The sequence below is a fragment of the Pedobacter westerhofensis genome, from assembly GCF_900182595.1.
Taxonomy (GTDB): domain Bacteria; phylum Bacteroidota; class Bacteroidia; order Sphingobacteriales; family Sphingobacteriaceae; genus Pedobacter; species Pedobacter westerhofensis.
The window spans coordinates 66,100-88,656 of sequence record NZ_FXTN01000013.1 but is presented as its reverse complement, the minus strand read 5'-3'; the positions used below and the strand labels follow the sequence as shown (position 1 = coordinate 88,656).

At 47.2% G+C, this 22,557-nt stretch carries 12 protein-coding genes; 6 read left to right on the top strand and 6 right to left on the bottom strand.

Annotated elements, in window-relative coordinates; genetic code table 11:
- Window positions 1-71 precede the first annotated feature (71 nt).
- Window positions 72-1,178 (bottom strand): acyltransferase family protein, encoded by a 1,107-nt coding sequence (locus FN831_RS22705; protein WP_142530498.1) that lies wholly within the window; start codon window positions 1,176-1,178, stop codon window positions 72-74.
- Between the two features lie 111 nt (window positions 1,179-1,289).
- Between FN831_RS22705 and FN831_RS22700 the strand changes: the two genes are divergently transcribed.
- Window positions 1,290-1,829 carry a nuclear transport factor 2 family protein gene (locus FN831_RS22700; RefSeq protein WP_142530497.1) on the top strand — a complete coding sequence of 180 codons (540 nt, stop codon included), beginning with the start codon at window positions 1,290-1,292 and terminating at the stop codon, window positions 1,827-1,829.
- A gap of 24 nt (window positions 1,830-1,853) precedes the next feature.
- On the opposite strand, the gene FN831_RS22695 is transcribed toward FN831_RS22700, so the two are convergent.
- Together FN831_RS22695 and FN831_RS22690 are read right to left on the bottom strand one after the other, a co-directional pair.
- Window positions 1,854-2,132, bottom strand: coding sequence for a hypothetical protein (locus FN831_RS22695; RefSeq protein WP_142530496.1), 279 nt, complete (start codon window positions 2,130-2,132; stop codon window positions 1,854-1,856).
- A gap of 255 nt (window positions 2,133-2,387) precedes the next feature.
- Window positions 2,388-2,771: an RNA recognition motif domain-containing protein gene (locus tag FN831_RS22690; protein ID WP_142530495.1), complete on the bottom strand. Its 384-nt coding sequence runs from the start codon at window positions 2,769-2,771 to the stop codon at window positions 2,388-2,390.
- A gap of 375 nt (window positions 2,772-3,146) precedes the next feature.
- On the opposite strand from FN831_RS22690, the gene FN831_RS22685 reads away from it, so the two are divergent.
- Window positions 3,147-3,335, top strand: a complete 189-nt coding sequence (locus tag FN831_RS22685; protein WP_142530494.1) for a cold-shock protein — start codon at window positions 3,147-3,149, stop codon at window positions 3,333-3,335.
- Between the two features lie 105 nt (window positions 3,336-3,440).
- Here FN831_RS22685 and FN831_RS22680 read toward each other — a convergent pair whose 3' ends face one another.
- The 3 genes from FN831_RS22680 to FN831_RS22670 all read right to left on the bottom strand — a co-directional run bounded on the left by FN831_RS22680 (window position 3,441) and on the right by FN831_RS22670 (window position 8,955).
- Entirely contained in the window at window positions 3,441-4,370 is a 930-nt protein-coding gene (locus FN831_RS22680; protein WP_142530493.1) for a 2-hydroxyacid dehydrogenase, read from the bottom strand.
- A gap of 122 nt (window positions 4,371-4,492) precedes the next feature.
- Window positions 4,493-5,842, bottom strand: a complete 1,350-nt coding sequence (locus FN831_RS22675; protein ID WP_142530492.1) for a RagB/SusD family nutrient uptake outer membrane protein — start codon at window positions 5,840-5,842, stop codon at window positions 4,493-4,495.
- A gap of 11 nt (window positions 5,843-5,853) precedes the next feature.
- Entirely contained in the window at window positions 5,854-8,955 is a 3,102-nt protein-coding gene (locus tag FN831_RS22670; protein WP_142530491.1) for a SusC/RagA family TonB-linked outer membrane protein, read from the bottom strand.
- 664 nt (window positions 8,956-9,619) lie between these two features.
- On the opposite strand from FN831_RS22670, the gene FN831_RS22665 reads away from it, so the two are divergent.
- The 4 genes from FN831_RS22665 (at window position 9,620) to FN831_RS22650 (ending at window position 22,557) form a co-directional block, all read left to right on the top strand.
- Entirely contained in the window at window positions 9,620-12,220 is a 2,601-nt protein-coding gene (locus tag FN831_RS22665; RefSeq protein WP_142530490.1) for a PAS domain-containing protein, read from the top strand.
- A gap of 80 nt (window positions 12,221-12,300) precedes the next feature.
- On the top strand, window positions 12,301-16,401 hold the full coding sequence (locus FN831_RS22660; RefSeq protein ID WP_142530489.1) for a two-component regulator propeller domain-containing protein: 4,101 nt from the start codon (window positions 12,301-12,303) through the stop codon (window positions 16,399-16,401).
- 121 nt (window positions 16,402-16,522) lie between these two features.
- Window positions 16,523-19,387 (top strand): TIM-barrel domain-containing protein, encoded by a 2,865-nt coding sequence (locus FN831_RS22655; RefSeq protein WP_142530488.1) that lies wholly within the window; start codon window positions 16,523-16,525, stop codon window positions 19,385-19,387.
- Between the two features lie 20 nt (window positions 19,388-19,407).
- A complete protein-coding gene (locus FN831_RS22650; RefSeq protein ID WP_246101704.1) occupies window positions 19,408-22,557 on the top strand; it encodes a SusC/RagA family TonB-linked outer membrane protein in 3,150 nt (1,049 codons plus the stop codon).

Below are 22,557 nucleotides of genomic sequence, written 5' to 3'. Positions count from 1 at the left end.
GGTACCTTGGACTCATCAGCAAACTCCAATCATCATATATTCAAATCGCCCTGGTATTTCATATTATTTTTTTAAAAAATAATTTTCTGCAGCCATTTACGCACCGGCTCATCATACCATTTCAATGCGGCATAAGCCAATGCGATCCCGCCTGTCAAAATAAGTAAAGCATAAGGCCAGGCCTGCACAATGGTTACGCCTTTATGGTTGCTGATCCAGGCAACATAAAAATAAACCAGCGGGTAGTGTACCAGGTACAGGGGATAGGAAATATCACCCAGGAACTTACATATCCTCTGCTCTTTTGGACTGTGTATCACACCGCTGGCACCAAGATAGACGATCAGCGGGAAAACGATGATGATACACACAGATTCATAAATGCCGTTCATCCAGAGATGCTCGGCGCCACCAATACGCGGCATGTAAAGTACAATAGCTACTAAAATACTGCACCATAAGAGGGCATTTTTTATACGGGTTGGTTTTGCTGTGCGTGAGAGCAGCAGCCCGGCGAAGAAAGGGTACATGGTTCGGGTAAAACCAATGCGTACCTGCTCTGCATTGAGTGTCCATCCACCGCTGACATCACCATTGGTGATTGCCATGTGCGCAAGTGCAATCGCAGCTATGCCTACCAGGATACTCAACGCTGTTTTGGAGAATTTCCTGATCCAGACAGCATAAAGAATGTTGGCAATGTACTCAAAGAACAGGGACCATCCTACGCTGTTCAGGGGGTGCATCTCTTCCCAGCCACGGATATCAAGCGACAATGGCACAGGCAGTATAGTATAACCGATCAGCATCACCATGAGCATCTTCCAGACAGGAACCGTATGAATGAGCGGCCACAGTGTAGAATCCGTAAAGTAGAACCCGATAGCGCCGAGGGTCATCCCCAAAATCACCAGTGGCTGAAGACGTATGATACGGCGTTTGAAAAAACTCCCGGCGGTGATTTTATTCCAGCGGTGGTCATAAGCATAACCGATCACAAAACCTGATAATAAATAGAAAAAGTCGACGGCCAGATAGCCGTGATTGACGAGGATATCTAAATGACCGGTAGCTAATGGCTCGCTGAGGTGGAAGGTGACAACGATGATGGCTGCAACGCCGCGAAGACCGTCTAATATGGGATAGTGTGGCCTTGTTGACTGCTGAATATTGTTCATTAATAAAATCTGAATGATAGACTACAAATTAAACTTGCTGCAAAGTACAAAATCCGGCTGGTTTTAACTTAAGTTAAATAAACGGGCTTAAACTTTTAATTATTTTGAAGAATGAAAGAAAATCAGGTTTTAAGAACACTCGAAGATCGCTTACGGGATATTGAAGACCGTTTGGAAATTTACAGCCTGATTGCAGGCCATCCGCTGAGTGCTGATACCGGAGCCGGCTACTATACGCGGCAGGTGTATGTAGAAGACAGCGTGTTTGACCGCGGCCCGCTTCCCGGAGCGCAGGGGCGGGAAGTTATTGCAGGTTTTATACAGAAACCAGAGCACCATCAGGCCATTGCCGGCGGGCTGGCACATTTTACGGGTCTCCCTTATGTTGAAATAAGGGGAGAAGAAGCTTTCGTTACCTCATATCTGCAGATTCTTACGCCTGATATTACGGGCGAAGAACGTGAGTTGCCGAATCACGGCTTTTCAAAAGGATACCGTATACACCGTGTGCTGGCTAACCGCTGGACACTGCTGCGTACTGAAGATGGATGGAAAATCAAAATACGCAAGCTGATTCCGATTGAGGGATCTACAGATGCTACTGATTTGATTAAGCAAGGGCTGGAAGCTTTTGCAGAAAAGGCGGTATAGTTATCCGGTATGAATGGGAAAATATCAGGCTACAGCACTATTATACTGAAGGATCAGCGATGCTACACTTTTCTCAATATCATAATAGTCGCTGATTGCTTTGCTCAAAGCCATCCGATAATTATAATCACCGCTGCCCGTTCTTTTTGCCTGTAAAACAAGATCGTTGTTATTGATAAATTCGAGTGAGATATTGTAAGCTCCGACAAAATGTGTGAATGGTACTTGTCTGTCGATGCTTGCTTTTAAATTCTGCCTGATTGAAAAACAAAGTTTTTCAACTTCTCTTTCTGAGTTATACATAATCAATTATTATAAACAACTCATTGCAATATCTTTGCCAACTTGGAATTGCCGATAATTTGTGCGAAAATATGTTCCTGCGGACCAAACTGTCTGGAAAATAATACATATGAATGTAGGATTAATACCATTTAGCTGTCTGCAGCATTATTTAACAGGTATTTTTACCAGGATGATCTAAAGATGCGGGGCGTAAGCAATTGGGAACCGAATTGCTCAATACAGGAGAAATAACCCGCCGGGAGCGACAGCTGCTCAGGCCTTTCTGGGACGTTTAGGTTTAACAACGCCAGCTGGCCTGTCAACCTTAACAACACCCGCTGGCCTTTCAACTTTAACATAAGCAGGTTTGGGCGGCGCAGGGCGAAATGGTTTTTTCGCTGCCGGAGCAGGTTCTGTTTCCTCGTTTACTTTTAATGTTAACGTTTGTCCGTTCAGGCTCCTGCCGCTTAAGGCTTCTACTGCATTGTTTGCATCTGCAAGGCTCTTCATTTCTAAAAATGCGTATCCTTTACATATGCCGGTTTTTTTATCCCTTACTATTTTGACGGTATTTACTGTTCCATGTAAGGCAACTAATTGTACCAGTTCCAGTTCTGTATAGTTGAGCGGGAAACCCCCTATGAATAATTTAACCATTATTGATTAATAATATACTTTAATTTTTGTTCTACCAGGTTTGTATTATACTTCAAAACTAAGAATATAATTATAGATTTTAATAGGCATAAAACACTTTATCATGTAATACTTTAAGAATCTGATATCTAGCCGTAAATTTTCCTCTGCAGCCCAACGTTTTTAGATATCTTTGAAAAACAGATTGCCCCGGGACGATCGACGGTCTTATATAACGTTCGTGAAACCTAAAAAATTATTCAATTTACAATAATAAATGCTTTATAGTTGATTGTGAAATTAATGTGCAAGATTTTTACCAGGATCTGTCAAACATAATTTGGTTCCACAAGTTTAATAACTATATTGAGCCATTATTTTAAACAATTTATTACAATGAAAAACGGTACAGTAAAATTTTTTAACACTGAAAAAGGCTTTGGCTTTATTAAAGACGAAAACGGAAAAGAAATCTTTGTTCATGTTTCTGGTCTGATTGACGAGATTCGCGAAAATGATGAAGTAGAATACGAAGAACAAGAAGGCAAAAAAGGCCTGAATGCAGTAAACGTAAAACTTGTTTAATCAAATAGGTTAGCTTTGCTCATGCAGGGCAGTTATTCCAAATAATTGCCCTGCATGATTTTGTCCCCATTTTTGCTGTCTGCAATGGCAAAAACATCTGCTATATCAATAGCCTTTATCTTTTGAAACTGTATTTTTAAGGGCCTTGCCGGCCTGTAAGTTGAGGTAGTTTTCTGCAATCTGCGGAACTACACTGGCTATATTTGTAATCGCGGCAATGTGCGGGGTGATACTGATTTTTTCGTTTTCCCAGAATGCATGGTCCTGCGGTAGGGGTTCCTGTCTGAACACGTCGAGCATTGCCCCGGAAAGATGGCCGCTGTTCAATAAGCTGATCAAATCCTGTTCTTCAAGGTGTTCTCCTCTGCCGGCGTTAATCAGAAAACCGCCGCTGTTGATCTCAGTCAAATTTTTGCTGTTCAGAATGTTTGCTGTTGCAGACGTAAAGGGAAGCAGATTAATCAGCACGTCTGTATGTTTCAGAAACTCTCCGAGTGACTCCAACCCGTGATAACAATATACATCATCCAGGTTTTTTACTGAGGCCGACCAGCCTTTTACCTTAAATCCCAGCTTTGCGAACCTTTCAGCAGCAAATCCACCAATGGTGCCGATGCCTAATATGGAAACAGTAGTTTTCCTTACAGAGCGGTAGGGCAGCTGTTTCCATACTTTTTGCTGTTGTGCGGCTGCATAAGAGCTCGTGTTTTTCAAATATCCAAGCACAGCAGTTAAGAGGTATTCCCACATATCTTCAGACAAGCGGGCGTCTGTAATCCGGGTGATGACTACATCATCCCGCAAATGCGATAATTGTAAAATATGGTCTACCGAAGCACCGGCCGACTGGATCACCCTGACATTTGGAAACTGGCGGAGAATATCCTTGTCCGCTTTCCAGCAAAGGATAAAGTTGACCTCTTCAGGATCAGAAATCCGGGGATATATTTCGGTTTTAACATCCGGGAGCGAATGTTTTAACGCTGCTGCCCATGGCTCCGGGTCTTTATTGCTGAAGATAATAGCGATGCTCATTGGGTACAAACATATTGTATCCGGAGGGTTAAACAAAATTTATGCAGGCTGCCGGCCAATTAAAAACCCTGGCAGGCAAAACTTGCCTGCCAGGGTTTCCGGACTGATATCAATAGCGTTCTCTAATAACCTGGATTGGCGTTTCCGCCGGCCAGGTTAGGGTCTACCACGGTTTCACTGTAAGGGATAGGAAACAGGTAAAGGTGTTTGTCCGGGAGGGACAATACGGTCTGTGCCCGGTCTGTCCGCACAAGGTTAAACCAGCGGTCGGCCTCAAAGGGAAACTCTACCCTGCGTTCGTTTTCCAGTGCCAGCAGCAGGGCATCCAGCGTACTGGCTGTAGCAGCACCGAGGCCGGCACGATCGCGCACCGTGTTCAGATCCGTAACTGCGGTGCTCAGGTTGCCTTGTCTTGCCCTTGCTTCGGAACGGATAAAATACAGTTCGGCAATGCGTATAACATACGCCGGATCGGTACCAAGAGGGGTACGGTAGTATAATTTACCATACCAGAGGTTGCCCGGAGCAGCAGTTTGTGCGATCAGGGTACTTCGGCCTCCGCCAACCAGGGAATTGTTCAGTAAACCTACCAGTATATCTGAGGGTGCCCATTCGCGGCGTCCGCCAAGTGCAGGCGGCAGCCACCAGTTACTGTGATTGTTGGTATTGGAAACAGTGTAGGCCAGTTCAAAAACAGACTCGCTTGTAGCGGCAGCACTGTTAGCGAAGAATGCACTGTAAGGTTTAACCAGTGTATAGTCTGCACTGCTGATCACCTGCGTGGCAAACTGCTCTGCCAGTGCCCATTGCTGGGTATACAGGTACAGCCTGGCTTTTAGTGCCCATACCGTTTTCTGGCTTACGCGGTTACGGTTTACAGCAGTGGGAACCAATGGTTCTGCCGCGTTCAGGTCTTTTAAAACCTGTGCATAGGTATCGGCCTGACTGCTACGGGGGATGTTTTTATTGTCGGCAGACGTTAGGGTCGGATTGAGCACCAGCTGCGCCCCTCCCCATCCGCGGGCCAGGTCAAAATACGCCAGTGCCCGTACAAAATAAGCTTCTCCGACATACTGGTTGCGGAGGGCTGTACTGAAGAGCGGATCATTTACCGACGGCACATTGGCAATTATATAATTGGCAGAAGAAATCGTTTTATAAATTGCCGTCCAGGCTGCGCCTACATTACTGTTGGTAGCCGAAGTAAGGTGCTTGGTGATTTCACTGGGAGCAGCCTGTGAGCCGGTCCAGGTAATATCGCCTGCAGAAAGGTAAGCGAGCGACTGGAAGTTTGATCCATAATAATCATTACTGGCCAGCACATTGAACATGCCGCTGGCAGCTGTTGCCGCCGAACCTGCATTGGTAATGGCTTCTGACTGATCTACCTGCTGCTGAGGGTCCGTTTCAAGGAACTTTTTGCAGGAGCCGAGCAGGATCATAAATGGGATGATATAGAGTAATTTTTTCATGTGTTAACGTATTAAAAAGTGATGTTAGCACCTACCTGTATGGTACGTGGTATAGGCGGTGTACCAAGGTCGTAGCCCAGAACCGTTGATGATGAAGAAACGTTGACCTCCGGATCGGCACCTTTGTATTTTGTGATCAGCCAGAGGTTAGATCCGCTCACATACACCCTTACAGCGCTGAGTTTGATCTTTTCAATCACGCTTTTGGGAATGGTATAGCCCAGGTTTACATTGCTTAATCTTAAGAAAGACCCGTTTTCAATATTGCGGCTGGTAGGGCTGAGCGTGTAATTTGTGCCCAGTGCTGTCAGCCTTGGCATGTCTGTAATATCTCCCGGTTCTTGCCATCTGTCAAGCTGACGCGTATCAATGGCCCTGTTGGCATCGCGGGTTCCGCCTCCTTCAAGGAAATAGGCATTGTTGTTATAAACCTTGTTGCCATATACAAAGTTAAAGAACACAGCAAGATCAAAGCCTTTATACAGGAAAGTGTTGGTGATGCCTCCGGTAAATTTGGGCTGGGCGGTGCCCGCAGGCTGCAGATCACTGGAGGTAATTTTGCCGTCTTTATTATAATCGTCATACACTGCATCGCCGGTTTGCGGGTCTACATACAGTTGCTTGTATACAAAAAAAGTATTCATCGGCAGGCCTTCTACCATTCTTTCAGCTGCATAGGCCGCAACAACAGGAATTGGCAGTTTCTCGATTTTGTTTTTGTTCCTGGAGAAGTTGAAGTTGGTTGTCCACCTGAAATCCTTGCGGTTGATGTTGGTGCTGCTAATGGATATTTCGAAACCCCTGTTGCTCATCTCACCGGCATTTTCCAGGATAGAACTGAAGCCCGTACTGGTAGCCAGCGGCAGGTTCAGCAGCAGGTCGCTCGTGTATTTATCATACACATCGGCACCGATCGTCAGCCTGTCGTTAAACAGACCCAGGTCTAATCCCAGGTTGATCTGGCGTGTACTTTCCCATTTCAGGTCGGGATTCTCCAGCTGAAAGGGAAGGGTGCCCGGGTTGTTCTGGTAGTTTGCACCGGCGCCCCATAATCCTCTTGATGCAAAGTCGTTGATGTTATTCTGGTTTCCGGTCACACCGATACTTCCGCGTAATTTCAGGTCGCTGATTACTGTAACATTCTTCAGGAAATCTTCCTGTTTGATCCTCCAGGCCAAACCTGCAGAAGGGAAATATCCCCACTGGTGATTGGCGCCAAAGCGGGATGATCCGTCTGCCCGCATACTGACTTCCGCGTAATATTTGCCGGCATAGTTGTAGTTTACCCTTGCAAAGAAGGACGACAGCTTGTATTGTGTTTTTGTGGAGGAAGATGTAGTACTTGCTGCCGAGGCTATCTGTTCAAATGAGTCGTTTGGAAAGTTTGTTCCTTCGGCACGGGTGGTAGACAATACTGTTCCCTGTAATGAATTTCCCAGCAGGGCACCAAAATTATGTTTCCCCAGTACTTTATTATAGGAAAGGGTTTGCTCGTTGGTCCATACTGTATTGTCTGAAATGGCAGAGGTGCCCAGATTGTGATTGGCGATGCCGAGGTTGGTAAGGCTGTTCCAGTACTGGTATTCGTTATAGTTATTGTAATCCACACTCCAGCTGCTGCGGAATTTCAGGTCCGGTGTGATTTTCGCCTCTGCGTAGAGGTTGCTGATCAGCCTGTTGCTTGTAGAGTGCATATTGGTATTCTCCAGCAGGATATCCAGGTTGTCGAAACCTGCCCATTTTGCAGGGCTTCCGTCGGCATTTACTTCCGGGAGGTAAGTAGGCGTATGGAGGGCCGACTGCAGGATTCCCCCCTGCGGGCCGTCGCCCACTCGTGCGTTTGTCCTGTAGGTTTGGGTAAGCGTACTGGATGTGCCCATGCTAAAGATGTCGTTGATCTTCTGGTCGATATTGATCTTGAAAGTCCCCCTTCTGAAATCATTTGTTTTTAGATCTGCCTGCTGTTTATTCAGGCCTGCGGCGATGTAGTACGTGGTTTTATCCGTACCGCCTGATATCGAGGCATCGTAGTTTTGCAGAAAGCCTGTCCTGAAAACTTTGTTCAGACGGTCGTATGTTTGCTGGTCCTGCGGAAGCCCGCGCGGTGCCGGGGAACCGGTTGGATTATCGGTCAATGACCTGAAGGGCACATTCCTGTAGGTATTGATCGCAGTGGTGTTGTTGGCAGCAACCGCATCAGCCAGCGAGTTGCGGTACATTTCATTCACCAGCTCTGCATGCTGGGGGCCGGTAACGAGGTCCCATAATTTGGGTGCCCAGGCCGCGCCGAAGTAGGTGTTTAAAGTAACTTTAGGTGCAGAACCCAGTTTTCCGCGTTTGGTGGTGATCAGGATCACCCCATTGGCAGCCCTGGCCCCGTAGATGGCTGTGGCATCTGCATCTTTCAGCACGGTGATGCTCTCAATATCGTTGGGGTTGATGTCAGACAGGGGATTGTTGGCCTGGCCCTGGGTAGTGATGTTTTGCAGGGAATTGCTGTTTACATATACCCCGTCGATCACATACAGGGGATCATTGCTGGCATTGATGGAGGTGGTACCGCGTACACGGATAAACATCCCGTCGCCCGGGATACCGGTAGAGGCACTGATCTGGAGGCCCGCCGCTTTTCCCTGCAGCTGCTGTTCAAAGGTAGCTACAGGTTTATCCTTTATTTCTTCTACGCTGACGGTAGCCACGGAGCCTGTCAGTGATTTGCGCGTTTGCGTGCCGTAACCTACAACAACCACGTCGTTCAGCTGGTTATTATTTTCTGTCAGCTGGATTTCTACCGGACTGCCGCTGGCGGTAACCTCTCTGGGCTGGTAGCCTACAAAAGAGACCAGCAGGATGTAAGGGAACTTCTGGCCGGTTTCAAAAACGAACCTGCCTTTGTTATCTGTTGATACAGCGTGTGTTGTACCTTTGATCCGTACTACAGCGCCCGGTAAAGGCTGTCTGCCGGCCGCATCTGTAACCGTGCCTTTCAGCTCAGAATTGATGGTGGCAGTGGGGACTTGTGCGAGGAGCTGAAAAGAGCTGGCTAACAGCAGAAAAAGAAGAGCCAGCCGAAGGGATGAGACGTATTTATTTCCGAAGGTAAATATTTCCATATATTTAACAATTGTTTGATGTGATGAGTATTCATTGCATAAGCTTGATGAAGGTTCAGTGTGTGATTGGCGTTACAAGGCTGAACTTCATGTTTAATGAACTGGCAAGGCTTCCTTGCCAGTTTTATTTTCTTCTGTATATTGTTATCCGGGCATATTTTTGAGGACTGAATTGTTTTGTAATGATGGAGTAAGGGCAGTAAACATAAATAATATTTGATACTCTACCAAAACAATAGACTTTATTTTTTTAAGATTGTCAATATCTTCTTCTATCTTTTATCAATGTTTTCTGAATACTCTGCTATCTGCTAAGTTTTCGCGATAAGCATTACAAGATTGGCAGGGTTTGTATTTATATTCGATTGTTTGGGCATTACCATACAGGAAGAAGCAAATAGTTACGGTACGCTGCCGGCATTTAAATTAATTGTTAAGGAAGTTTTTACAAATTAAAGCCCCGGCGGCATCTCATCTCTGGTTTTCTCGTATATATATAATATATAGTGTGACTGTAGCTATAGTTATATGTGAAGAATAAATTATTGCTTTGTCATTTTTTTATTACAAATGCTATGGTTTTTTGCAAAACAAGTGTTATACTCGCTTGTAGCTATGATAGTTTTATGATTAACAATGTAAAAGTTTTCTAACCTGCATACAAATGACAAGCAACGTATCTACTAATTTCCTCGATGTGATCAGCAATTCTCCTTATCCTGTGGCGCTTTTGGATACCCAGCTGTGTTATATCACCGTATCGCAGAAGTGGAAGACAGATTTTAAGGTGGGAAATGACTTTGCCGGCAAGTGCCATCCCGAAGTGTTCCGCATAGAAGGGAAAGAATGGATCCTTGACTATCATCAGGTGCTGGGTGGGGCAAACCGTAAAAGTGAATATGATTTGCTGATCTTTCCCAATGGTTTGGTTCATGCTGTGCGCTGGGAGATGCAGCCCTGGAATACGATTTCCGGTGAAATTGGAGGAGTGCTCTTGTATATGGAGCTGGCTGTAAAGAAAGAGGAACGTGAAGCGCATGCCGACAGAATGCTTACCATATACCGCGAGTCTAACGAAGTTGCCCGTGTAGGGGCATGGGAGGTTGATCTGATCAAAAATGAAATCTACTGGTCGCCGGTAGTTAAGCAGCTGCATGGTGTTCCGTCAGATTACGTTCCTAATCTGACCAGCGGCATCAGCTTTTTTAAGGAAGGAGAAAACAGGGATAAAATACTGAATGCTTTTGTTACTGCGGTAGAAAAAGGGGAGAGCTATAGTCTTGATCTGGAACTGGTAACGGTTACAGGTGCTGAGATGTGGGTAAGGGTTAAGGGAAACACCGAGCGTATAAACGGGCGCTGCGTTCGTATATATGGCACCTTTCAGGATATACAGCTGCAGAAACTGGCCCAAATACAATTAGAGAACAGTGAACTGAAATACCGCTCCATCATAGAGAACTCTTTGTATGCCTTTATGCAAACCATACCCGAAAAACAGATTACAGATGCCAATCAGGCCGCTATGGATATGTTTGGTTATACGATTGAAGAACTGCGGGGTATGGGACGTGGAATATTGCTCGATGAAGATGACCCTGCCATGGATGAATTTCTTGAAACAAGAAGAAGGGTAGGCAAAGCATCTGCTGAGTTAACAGGCTTCCGCAAAGGCGGGGAACGCTTCCCCTGCCACATTTCTTCATCCATTTATTCGGATACGCAGGGCAACAAGATCAACAGCATGATCATCATCGATATTACCGAAAGGCAGGAAGCCGAGAAAAAGATCAGGATGAGCGAAGAGCAGTTCAGGGGCGCATTTGAATACTCAGCTATCGGAATGGCTCTGTTTAACATCGATGGCCAGTGCAAACGCGCCAACCAGAGTTTATGTGATATGCTGGGCTACACAAAAGATGAATTGATGGACATCAGGTTTATCGATATCACTTTTCCTGACGATATTCCCCGCAACATGGAACTGCTGGATGAACTGATTGCCGGCAGCCGTGACAGTTATCATATGGAAAAAAGATACCTCCATAAAAGCGGAAGGCCCGTATGGGTTTTGCTGGGTGTTTCTATCCTCAGGGAAACTAACGGGCAGCCGGTACAGCTGATTTCTCAGATTCAGGATATCACGAAGATCAAAGAAGCCGAACAGGCGATGGCCATCAGCGAAGAGAAATACAGAAAGATCTTTGAGAATACACAGGATATCTATTACCGTACAGATCAGAACGGCATCATTACCGAGATCAGCCCTTCAATAGAAAAATACTATGGCGATAAAAGGGAAAATATCATTGGAAACCCTGCGATAGATTTTTACTACTTTAAAGAAGACAGGGACCGCATTGTGGATGCGCTAAGGCAGGACTGTTCTGTCATAGATTTTGAAGTGAAACTTAAAACAAAGAACAGTGAGCTGCGGTATGCCTCTGTGAACGCCCGCCTGATTATAGAAGATGGACAGGTGCTGGGCTCTGAAGGGAGTATCCGTGATATTACCTTCAGAAAAATACAGGAAAATGAGCTCACCTCACTGAATACAGAATTAAAAGCACTGAATACGCACCGTGAAAAGTTGCTGTCTATAGTGGGCCACGATTTGAGAAATCCTGTGGCGGCCAGCCTTAAACTTGCAGAACTGGCAATGATGGATGTAGAACATGCCACCAAAGATGACTTGCTGGAATACATATCCAGGATGCAGGCAGGCCTCCAAAATGCCAATGAGCTGCTTGAGGATTTACTGCGCTGGGCCAAAAATCAGTTTGACTCGCTGGATTTTAATCCTGTAATGATAGAGGATGTGCAAATGCAGGTGCTTACCTGCCTTAAACGGTTAAGGCCTATGGCCGAGGCCAAGCATATTGAGCTGATCGAACAGATTGAGGAGGGATTTAAGATGTGTGCAGACAGGGATATGCTGGATACGATTATCCGCAATCTTGTATCAAATGCCATCAAATTTACTGCAGCGGGAACTGTCATCGTAGCCGCTTCCCGTCGCGGCAACGATATCTTATTTTCCATTAGTGATACGGGTATCGGCATGCCCGAAAGTATTGTCAGCCAGTTGTGGAAGAAAAGTTCCCATTACACAACTTATGGTACGATGGGAGAGAAAGGTACCGGCCTTGGGCTTGAACTATGCCTCGACTTTGTAAAAAAACATCGGGGCAGGATATGGGCAGAAAGTAACCCCGGCCTTGGCAGTAAGTTTAATTTTACTATTCCGATCAATAAGTTAAGTTAATAATTAGAGAAAAAATGTAAATTTATGCGATTTGCTTCTGGTGATAATCACCGGTGGCCAATACCATTTATAAACATTTGATGTACCGGAAAATTTTCCTCACGATAACGGGTTGCATACTGTCCTCTTTGCTTCTTGCTCAGCAGGAGCAGATCCAGTTTTCAAGGCTGGACGTTTCAGCGGGATTATCGCACAATCAGGTAAACACGATGCTGAAAGATGCAGGTGGCTTTATGTGGTTTGCCACGCTGTCCGGACTTAACCGCTATGACGGGTATCAGTTTAAGGTTTTTAAACATGATCCGGGGGATACAACTTCAATAACGGACGACTTTGTTACCGGTATTTTTGAGCTGCCCGGCAATCATTTATATCTCGAAACCAGGAACGGCCCCAGTATTTATGATCCCGCGACGGAAACTTTTATCCGAAAAACAGTTGCCTGGCTCAAAAAGCTCCGCATCTACGCTACAGTGATCAAAGGCGTCATCAGAGATGACAAAGGAGACTTTTGGTTTAACGCCGCTGCAGATGGGGTATATAAATATAGCCCCGCCAGCGGAACAACGCTTCATCTGCCAGCCAGGGGACTGAAAAAAGACGGCCTTGCAGCAACTCCAATTGCAGCCCTGCAAAAAGATCAGCATGGGAACATCTGGCTGATCCACCGCGACAAAACTATTGAAATGCTGAGCAGCGCCACGGGAAAAGTGATGCGGCGGATTGAGGTATTCAGACAGAGAAATCCTGCTGATTTTAATGACTACAGGATTTTTGCAGACCAGTCTGGTGCGCTGTGGGTTTACACCATGAACGTTCCCTCGGGCATCAGCTATTACGATCCCGCTACAGGTGAACTGCGGCTGATTGAAAAAAGAGCCGGCGGATTGAACAATAACCTGGTAAACGGAATTGTGCAGGACGATAAAGGCCTGATCTGGATAGGTACTGACCATGGCGGGGTTAACCTGCTGGATAAAAAAGGGTTTAGAATCAGGTACTTGCTGAACAAGGAAAATGATCCCAAGAGCATCGGACAAAATAGTATCCTGAGCGTTTATAAGGATAACAAAGGGATCATGTGGTTGGGAACATTTAAAAAAGGGATCAGCTTTTACCACCCAAAGATCCTGAAATTCCCCCTGTACAGATATGAAGACGGGAATGTAAATGGTTTGGCTTATGACGACATTAACCGCTTTGCAGAAGACGGCAGCGGAAATATATGGGTGGGCACTAACGGAGGGGGGCTCTTTTACTTTAACCGTAAAACGGGAAAGTTTAGCAGGTACCTGCACCGGCAGGATGACAGCAACAGCCTGAGCAACGATATCATCGTAAGCCTCTGCATAGACAGGCAGAAAAAGTTGTGGATAGGAACCTACTTTGGCGGATTGAGCAGCTTTGACGGGCAGCATTTTAAGCATTTCAGGCATCAGGCTTCGGACAACAACAGTCTGGCAGACGACCGTGTGTGGGACATACTCCAGGACCGTGAAGGCATTTTCTGGATAGCTACACTGGGCGGCGGACTGGATCAGTTTGATCCTGTAAGCGGCATATTTACCCATCACAGGGCTGTACAGCCGAATAGCGTAGGCTCTGATTTCCTGTCCTGCCTGATGGAAGATGCACAGGGAAATCTCTGGATCGGTACCGCTGATGGTATTGATGTGCGTAAAACAGATGGCCGTTTTGTGCATTACAAAAATATACCGGGACAGCCGCATTCACTGATCAATAACATCGTTTATGACCTGATGCAGGACAGCTATGGTTTTATCTGGGTAGCTACACGCGATGGTATCAGCAGGTTTGACCCACATAGCGGACTATTCCGGAACTTTGACAGTGATGACGGGTTAACGGAAAAATCTACCCTCAAGATCCTGGAAGATTCGCAGCGGAACCTGTGGCTGAGTACCGCAAACGGACTGTTCAATATCCTGGTGAAACCGCTGAAAAATGCAGGGTTTTCTTATTCCTTTAGAAAATATGACCAGCAGGACGGATTGCAGGGAATAGCGTTTAATGCGAATGCGGGATACAAAACCCGCGGTGGCGAGCTCTTGTTTGGCGGTGCCAGCGGCTTCAATCTCTTCAGGCCCGGGGAAATTCATAATGACAATACTGCACCCGCGGTGGTGCTTACTGATCTGTGGCTGGCAAACCGCCGGGTACCTTTTGCACAAACCACAAAACTGAACCTGAAATACAACCAGAATGGCTTTACCATAGCTTTTGCGGCGCTGAATTTCTTTAACCCGCAAAAGATCAGGTACAGGTACATGCTGCAGGGATTTGACCACCACTGGCAGGAGCCTCAGAATGACGGCAGAAGAGCAGTGTATACCAATATAGACCCCGGGAGATATGTTTTCAGGTTGATGTCTACAGATGCCGAAGGCAACTGGAGGAACAATGAAAGGCGACTGGAGATAGAGATCAAGCCTCCTTTCTGGCGCAGTACACTGGCGTATATCCTATACCTGGCATTTGCAGGCGGCACCCTGCTGCTGATCAGGCGCCGGGGAATCATGCGGATTAAGAAGGAGTTCCTGATTGTTCAGGAACGAAAGGAAGCCAAAAGGATGCACGAACTGGATTTGCTGAAGATCAGGTTCCTCACTAATATCAGCCATGAGTTTAGGACGCCGCTCTCCCTGATCATCACTCCAATGGAAAAACTGATCAGGGAAGCCCGTCCGGCAGACAGACAGCAGCTGCAGATGATCCAGCGGAATGGTCGCAGGCTGCTGAACCTGGTGAACCAGCTACTGGATTTCAGGAAAATGGAAGAGCATGAATTAAAGCTGCATGCTCAAACGGGCGATATCATCCGGTTTATCCGGGAGCTGTCTTACTCTTTTGGTGATGTTGCCGACAGGAAAAATATCCGCTTACAGTTTGAGTCGGACAAAATAAGCCTGGTCACGGTTTTTGATCATGATAAGCTGGAGCGCATCTTGTTTAACCTGCTGTCCAATGCCTTTAAATTTACACCACAGGGCGGTGAGGTAAAGGTCACGGTAGAACTGAGCAGCCTGGAAGAGGGGATGACAGAGCTCAGGCTCAGGATCAGTGATACCGGGATCGGTATACCCCTTGAACAACAGGAAAAGATCTTTGATCGCTTTTTTCAGCATGAAGTTCCTGATTTTATGCTGAACCAGGGAAGCGGCATCGGCCTCTCGATCACCCAGGAGTTTGTGCGGCTGCATGGTGGCACGATCAGTGTGAAAAGTGCGGTAAATGAAGGCAGCGAGTTTTCCGTGATCCTGATTTTACCGGCACAGCCGGAGCAGGCTACGGTTGCCCTGAAAGCAGATGAAGATGCCGGGCTGCCGCTTACTCTGGCTGCCGCGCCGGAACTGCTGCCGGCGACCGGTTTGCAGCCTGCCACAAAAAAACCGTTGGTCTTGCTGGTAGAAGACAACGAAGATTTCCGCTTTTACCTGAAAGCTAACCTGAAAGACTTTTACGAGCTGGCCGAAGCAGCGGACGGGCGTGAAGGATGGCAGAAAGCACTTGCGCTGCATCCTGATCTGGTAGTAAGCGATGTGAGCATGCCTGAAATGAACGGGATAGACCTCTGTAAAAAGATCAGGGCAGACAAACGCACTGCACACCTGCCTGTGATCCTGCTCACTGCGCTGACCAGCGAAGACCAGCAGCTAACAGGGCTTGAAACGGGCGCAAACGATTACATGACCAAGCCCTTTAATCTTGAAATCCTCCTTTCTAAAATCCGGAACCTGCTACACCAGCAGGCCATTTCCAGAAAAACTTACCGCAAGCAGCTGGATTTTAAACCCGCAGAAACAGAAATTGAATCGCTCGATGATAAGTTTATCCGCCAGATCTCCGGTCATATTGAACGCCATCTGGCGGATGCCGCCTATACGGTAGACCAGCTGAGCACAGATTTGAATATGAGCCGTGTAGGGCTGTACAAGCGGATCCTGTCACTGACTGGCAAATCGCCTGTAGAATATATCCGGGCCTACAGGCTGCAAAAAGCAAAACCTTTACTGCAGAAATCACAGCTCACCATTGCTGAAGTGGCCTACGAGGTTGGCTTTAGTAACCCAAAATATTTCAGTCGTTATTTTAAACAGGAATTTGGGATTCTCCCTTCGGCATTTGCCGCAATTAAAGACGACCTAAATACCCGTATGTAGCAGATTTGCCCTTTTTGTTAACATCGGCATACCTATTTGTTATCATTTGGATACCTTCCTGTTTTTCGTTTACTGATAATTTTAGAAATAAAACAACCAATTATAAACTGTATTTATTTCTATGCGCAAAATCAGGCTAAGCTCAAGGATCATCTTTGCATCTGTTACCTTTGTAGTTTTAACTTTCCGGGCAGAAGCCCAGGAGCCAGGCAATTATATCAAAACTGCCTTGGGAGTTGAAATCGCCGTTCCCGCTTCATTTTCCGGTATTAAAAAAATCCGCCTTGAGCCCGTATCAGCACAGGTGATTCATGTAACGGCAACTGCCGGGACAGCTTTTTTGCCAGAGCGGAGCCTGATGACGGTAAAGCAGAGTGGCACAGCTGTTAAATTTACTGTAAAGGATGGGCAGGGAACAGTGATACTTTATACCGACTCGCTGCAGGTGGAGGTGTCTTCCGCAACGGGCCTGCTGACTTACCGCGACTTGCAGGGCAAATTGCTGCTTGCACAAAGTAAGAGCCCCCTGATTGCCCTGGTACCAAAGGTTTTTAGCGGCGAGCCCTCATACCAGGTTTCTCAGCTCTTTGATGCGCAGGATAATGAAGCATACTATGGCCTGGGGCAGCATCAGCAGGGGATGATGAACTACAGGGGGCGGCGTGTAGACCTGGTGCAGTACAATACTGATATTGCAGTGCCGTTTTTTGTATCCAATAAAGGTTACGGGGTTTTATGGGATAACTACTCGATTACCCGGGCAGGTGACCTGAGGGATTATGAGCCGCTCGGTGCCCTCAAACTGTTCTCCAAAGACAACGTGGAGGGCTGGATTACCGCCAGCTATGCCGATAAAAAAACTCCTGGCGATGTGCTTTTTAGCCAGCCTGTGTCAGAAATATCCATGAACTGGCTAACTGATCAGCACAAATTTCCTGACCGCATCAAACCTGCCGACGCCATTGTGAACTATGAGGGCTGCGTAGCAAGCGGACTGCCCGGCCTTTATCAGCTCCAGCTGAAATACGCGGGATACATTAAGGTCTGGTTTGATGGTAAGCTGGTGGCCGATTACTGGCGCCAGGCCTGGAACCCGGGTGCCGCAGTACTGGACCTGATGCTGGAAAAAGACAGGAAAGTAAAGGTAAGAATAGAATGGGTTCCCGATGGCGGCGAATCTTATCTGGGGCTTACCTGCCTGCCTCCTCTGCCGGAAAGCGTTAAAAACACATTTGGCCTCAGCTCTGAGTCGGGCCGCGAACTAAACTACTACTTTATTAAAGGAAAAACTGCCGATGAGGTGGTCAGCGGCTACCGTTTGGTCACCGGCAAGGCCGTCCTGATGCCCAAATGGGCCATGGGTTTCTGGCAGAGCAGGGAGCGGTATAAAACAGAAGAGGATATCCTGAGCACGGTGAAGGCCTTCCGCGACCGAAAGATCCCGCTGGACAATATCGTGCTGGACTGGTCGTACTGGAAAGAACCGGAATGGGGCAGCCAGGAATTTGATCCCGCCCGCTTTCCTCATCCTGAGCAAATGATCAGGGAGCTGCACCAGCAGCATGTAAACCTGATGATCTCTGTTTGGCCCAAGTTTAACAAAGGCTTTGCAGTATATGACGGCCTGGACCAGGAAAACTTCCTGTACAAGAGGAATATCGCCGATGGCCGGCGCGACTGGATAGGGAAGGGGTATCAGAATACATTTTATGATGCCTTTAACCCGGCGGCACGGACAGCGTTCTGGAACCTGATGAACAGGAGGCTGTACAGCAAGGGTATTGATGCCTGGTGGATGGATGCCACAGAGCCGGATATGCACTCCAATCTGCCTGTTGAGATCAGAAAAGAACTGATGAACCCTACGTACGAGGGTGCTTCTACCACATATTTTAACGCTTTTCCACTGGTAAATGCCAAAGGGGTTTACGAAGGCCAACGCAAGGCAAACCCGGAAAAAAGGGTATTTATCCTCACACGTTCTGCCTATGCCGGTTTGCAGCGCTATGCGGCAGCGGCATGGAGCGGGGACATAGCCTCACGCTGGGAAGACATGAAAACGCAGATCAGCGCAGGGATCAATTTCTCACTTTCGGGCATGCCCTACTGGACAATGGATATCGGCGGTTTTTCTGTAGAGCCACGTTATGAAAAGGCATCGGGGGCCGATCTGGAGGAGTGGAGGGAACTGAACACCAGGTGGTACCAGTTTGGTTCGTTTGTGCCCTTGTTTAGGGTGCACGGCCAGTTTCCATACCGCGAAATCTACAATATAGCACCAGAAACTCACCCTGCATACAAGAGTATGCTGTATTACAGCAGGCTTCGTTACCGGCTGATGCCTTATATCTATTCCCTCGCCGGTAAAAGTTACCATCAGGATTATACCATCATGCGTGGTTTGATGATGGACTTCCCCGCTGATCTGAAAGCAGCTAACCTGAATGATGCCTACCTGTTTGGCCCATCACTGCTGATCAGCCCTGTGCTGGGCTATAAAGACAGGAACAGAAAAGTATACCTGCCAGAGGGCCAGGGCTGGTACGACCTGTACACCGGGAAGTATTTTAAAGGCGGAAGGGAGCTCAATGCAGCAGCGCCTTATGAAAAGATCCCGGTCTTTGTGAAAGAAGGCTCCATTATTCCTGCCGGCCCAGAAATGCAGTATACTTCGGAGAAACCGGCAGATCCGCTGACTCTTTTTGTGTATACCGGCAGGGATGCGTCTTTCAGGCTTTATGAGGACGAAGGCACGAATTACAATTATGAAAAAGGAGCATTCAGCACGATTGAGTTTAGCTACCGGGAAGATACCCATACGCTGGTATGCGGAAAACGGCTTGGCAGCTATAACGGAATGCTGAATGACAGGGTCTTCAATATCGTATTTATTACCCCCAAATCAGCAAAAGGGATCGATTTTAAGCGCAAAGCGGATAAAACATTGCGTTACTCGGGACTGCCTATGGAGGCGAAGATGTATTAACCAAATATAAACCAAAAAGTATGAACGGAATGAAAATCAGGAATAGTTGTGAATGGAACAGGGGCCTTATAGTGCTGTTGCTCATGCTGCTGGCGTTTGGCCAAACGTTGTTGGCGCAGCAAAGGCAGATTTCGGGCAAAGTGCGGACCGCGGACGGGGAGCCGCTGCCGGGAGCAGTAGTGAAGGTAAAGGGGAAAACCGGCGGCGCAGCCACCAGTAATGATGGTGTTTTTGTGATCAGTGCCCAAACCGGCGATGTGCTGGTATTGAGCTCGGTAGGTTTTCAGACGAAAGAAGTGCCTGTGCCTGCAGGTAACAGCATCAATATCACGCTTGCAGAGGATAGTAAAAGCCTCGAAGAACTGGTAGTGGTAGGCTATGGCGTGCAAAGAAAGAAACTGGTTACAGGTGCGTCTGTGCAGCTGAAGGGAGATGCCCTGCAGGCGCAAAGTACGCCTAATCCGCTCCAGGCCATGCAGGGACAAACGCCCGGCGTGCAGATTACCTCAGCTACCGGGCAGCCCGGTGGAGATGTGAAGGTAGTGATCAGGGGTTTGGGAACAACAGGCGATGCCAGTCCACTTTATGTGGTTGACGGGGTACTCACCAGTGATATCTCTTATCTGAATTCTGCAGATATCGAATCTGTGGATGTGCTGAAGGACGCGGCCTCAGCGGCAATTTATGGATCTCAGGCAGCAAACGGAGTGGTGCTGATCACTACCCGTACGGGTAAACGCGGGCAGTCGGGCCAGATCACGCTGGATACTTATGTTGGTCTGCAGAATGTAGCCTCAAAAGTAAACCTGCTGGATTCCCGTGAATATGCAACGATTATGAACGAAGCAAATGTGAACAGCGGGAACCAGCCGTACTTTACAAACAGCCAGATCGCGGCGATGGGGAAAGGTACGGATTGGATTGACCAGCTGCTTGTTCCCGATGCGCTCACACAGAACTATTCACTGGGCGCCTCTGGGGCCTCCGAAGCCTCTGTATATTCTCTCGGCATGTCCTACACGGGGCAGGAGGGGGTTGTGAGCGGCAGAGAGCTTTCCAATTACACACGCTACAGTTTCAGGATCAACTCAGAACATAATTTTTATAAGGATATCATTAAGATCGGCCAGCATTTTACCTACACGGATATCAAAAACAATGGTGTAGCGGTTGGTAACCAGTACAACAATACGCTGAGGGCGGCTTTTAATGCAAGTCCGTTTTTACCGGTATATGATGCCAGCGGAAATTTCTACGATAACAGTAATTCTACCTGGAACAACGGTGAGGCCAATCCCTATGCGCTGGCGGTTTACAATAACCAGAACAGGAACAATACCGACCGGATACTTGGTGATGTATACATCCTGGTGAACCCGGTAAAAGGGCTTACTTTCAGGACCAGCCTGGGCATGGATTACAGCTCCAATGATTACCACTCTTTTCAGCCAATCTACAAATTATCGGCATTTGCCTTTACCACTACTACTAAAGCCAGCCAAAGCATGAGCAGTGGTAAATCGCTGATCTGGGACAACTTATTGACGTATAAATTTAACCTGAAACAAAACCACAGTTTTGAAGTACTGGCCGGAACATCTGCCTACAGGGCGGATGCAAAAAACCTTTTTGGCACCAATACCAACCTTGTTTTTGATGATCTCGACCATGCCTGGCTAAGCAATGCAACGAATAAGAACAGCACCGGGATCATTATCGGCGGCGGACCTATGGACCCCGACCGCAGGCTCTCTTATTTTGGCAGGATCAATTACAATTACAAGGAAACGTACCTGCTGAACGCAACATTCAGGGCCGATGGTTCATCGCGTTTTTCATCGCAAAACCAGTGGGGGTATTTCCCTTCGGTTTCTGCCGGATGGGTAGTTACAAATGAACATTTTCTTGAAAATCAGAGAGATTGGATCGATTTCCTAAAGCTTCGCGCGAGCTGGGGACAGGTAGGAAATCAGAACGTAACAGCCTTTCAGTACCTGGCACCGGTAACCGTGACGAACGTGAATTACATCTTTGGGCCTACGGAAGGATCAAATACTGCGGGTGCCTTTCCAAGCCGGCTGAGCAATGCTTCGCTAAAGTGGGAAACCTCTGAGCAGACTGATTTCGGCTTTGATGCAACGCTGCTCAAAAGCAAGCTGTCTGTGAGTTTCGACTGGTACAATAAGAAAACCAAGGACTGGTTGATTGCTGCACCGATACTGGCTTCGGCGGGTGCTGATGCGCCCTATATCAATGGTGGTGATGTCACCAATAAGGGGGTTGAACTTTCCCTTAGCTACAAAAGTAAAATTGGTGATGTAGGTTATTCTGTAGGGCTGAACGGTGCTTATAACAAAAATGAAGTGGGCAAGATCCCTACTGCCGATGGGATCATCCATGGTTCTTCTGCACAGCTGTATGATAACTCAGGAGAGTTTTACAGGGCACAAAACGGATTCCCGATAGGGTACTTCTGGGGACTGAAAACGGCGGGGATCTTTCAGAATGAAGCGGAGGTAGCAAATTACCGCTCTGCGGCGGGAAAGCTGATCCAGCCAAATGCCCAGCCCGGAGATGCCAGATTTGCAGACCTGAACAATGATGGGGTAATTGATGACAACGACCGCACGCAGATTGGCAAGCCCAACCCTGATTATACTTTTGGGGTTACACTTGGTGCTGATTACAAAGGATTTGACTTGTCAGTAGTTGCATCCGGTGTAGCCGGAAATGACATTGTGCAGTCGTACCGTAACCAGGCAAGCCAGTACGGGAATTATACAACTGCCATTCTTGACCGCTGGCATGGGGAAGGATCTTCGACCACGGTGCCGCGGGTAACCAACGATAACAGGAACTATACTACCTTCTCCGATCTTTTTATCCAGAAAGGCGACTACCTGAGGATCAGCAATGTAACTGTAGGATATGACCTGAGCCGTATGGTAAAAAAAGGCTTTCTGAAAAAGGCGAGGTTATATGCCACAGCACTTAACCTGTACACCTTTACCAAATATGACGGAATGGACCCTGAAATTGGTTATGGAGAGATTCAGGGGACTACCGCAGGCGGACAGAAAGCAAATCAGGACCAGTACGCATCAGGAATTGATTTAGGGTATTATCCAAGGCCAAGGACTTTCCTGCTTGGTGCAAACATTAAATTTTAA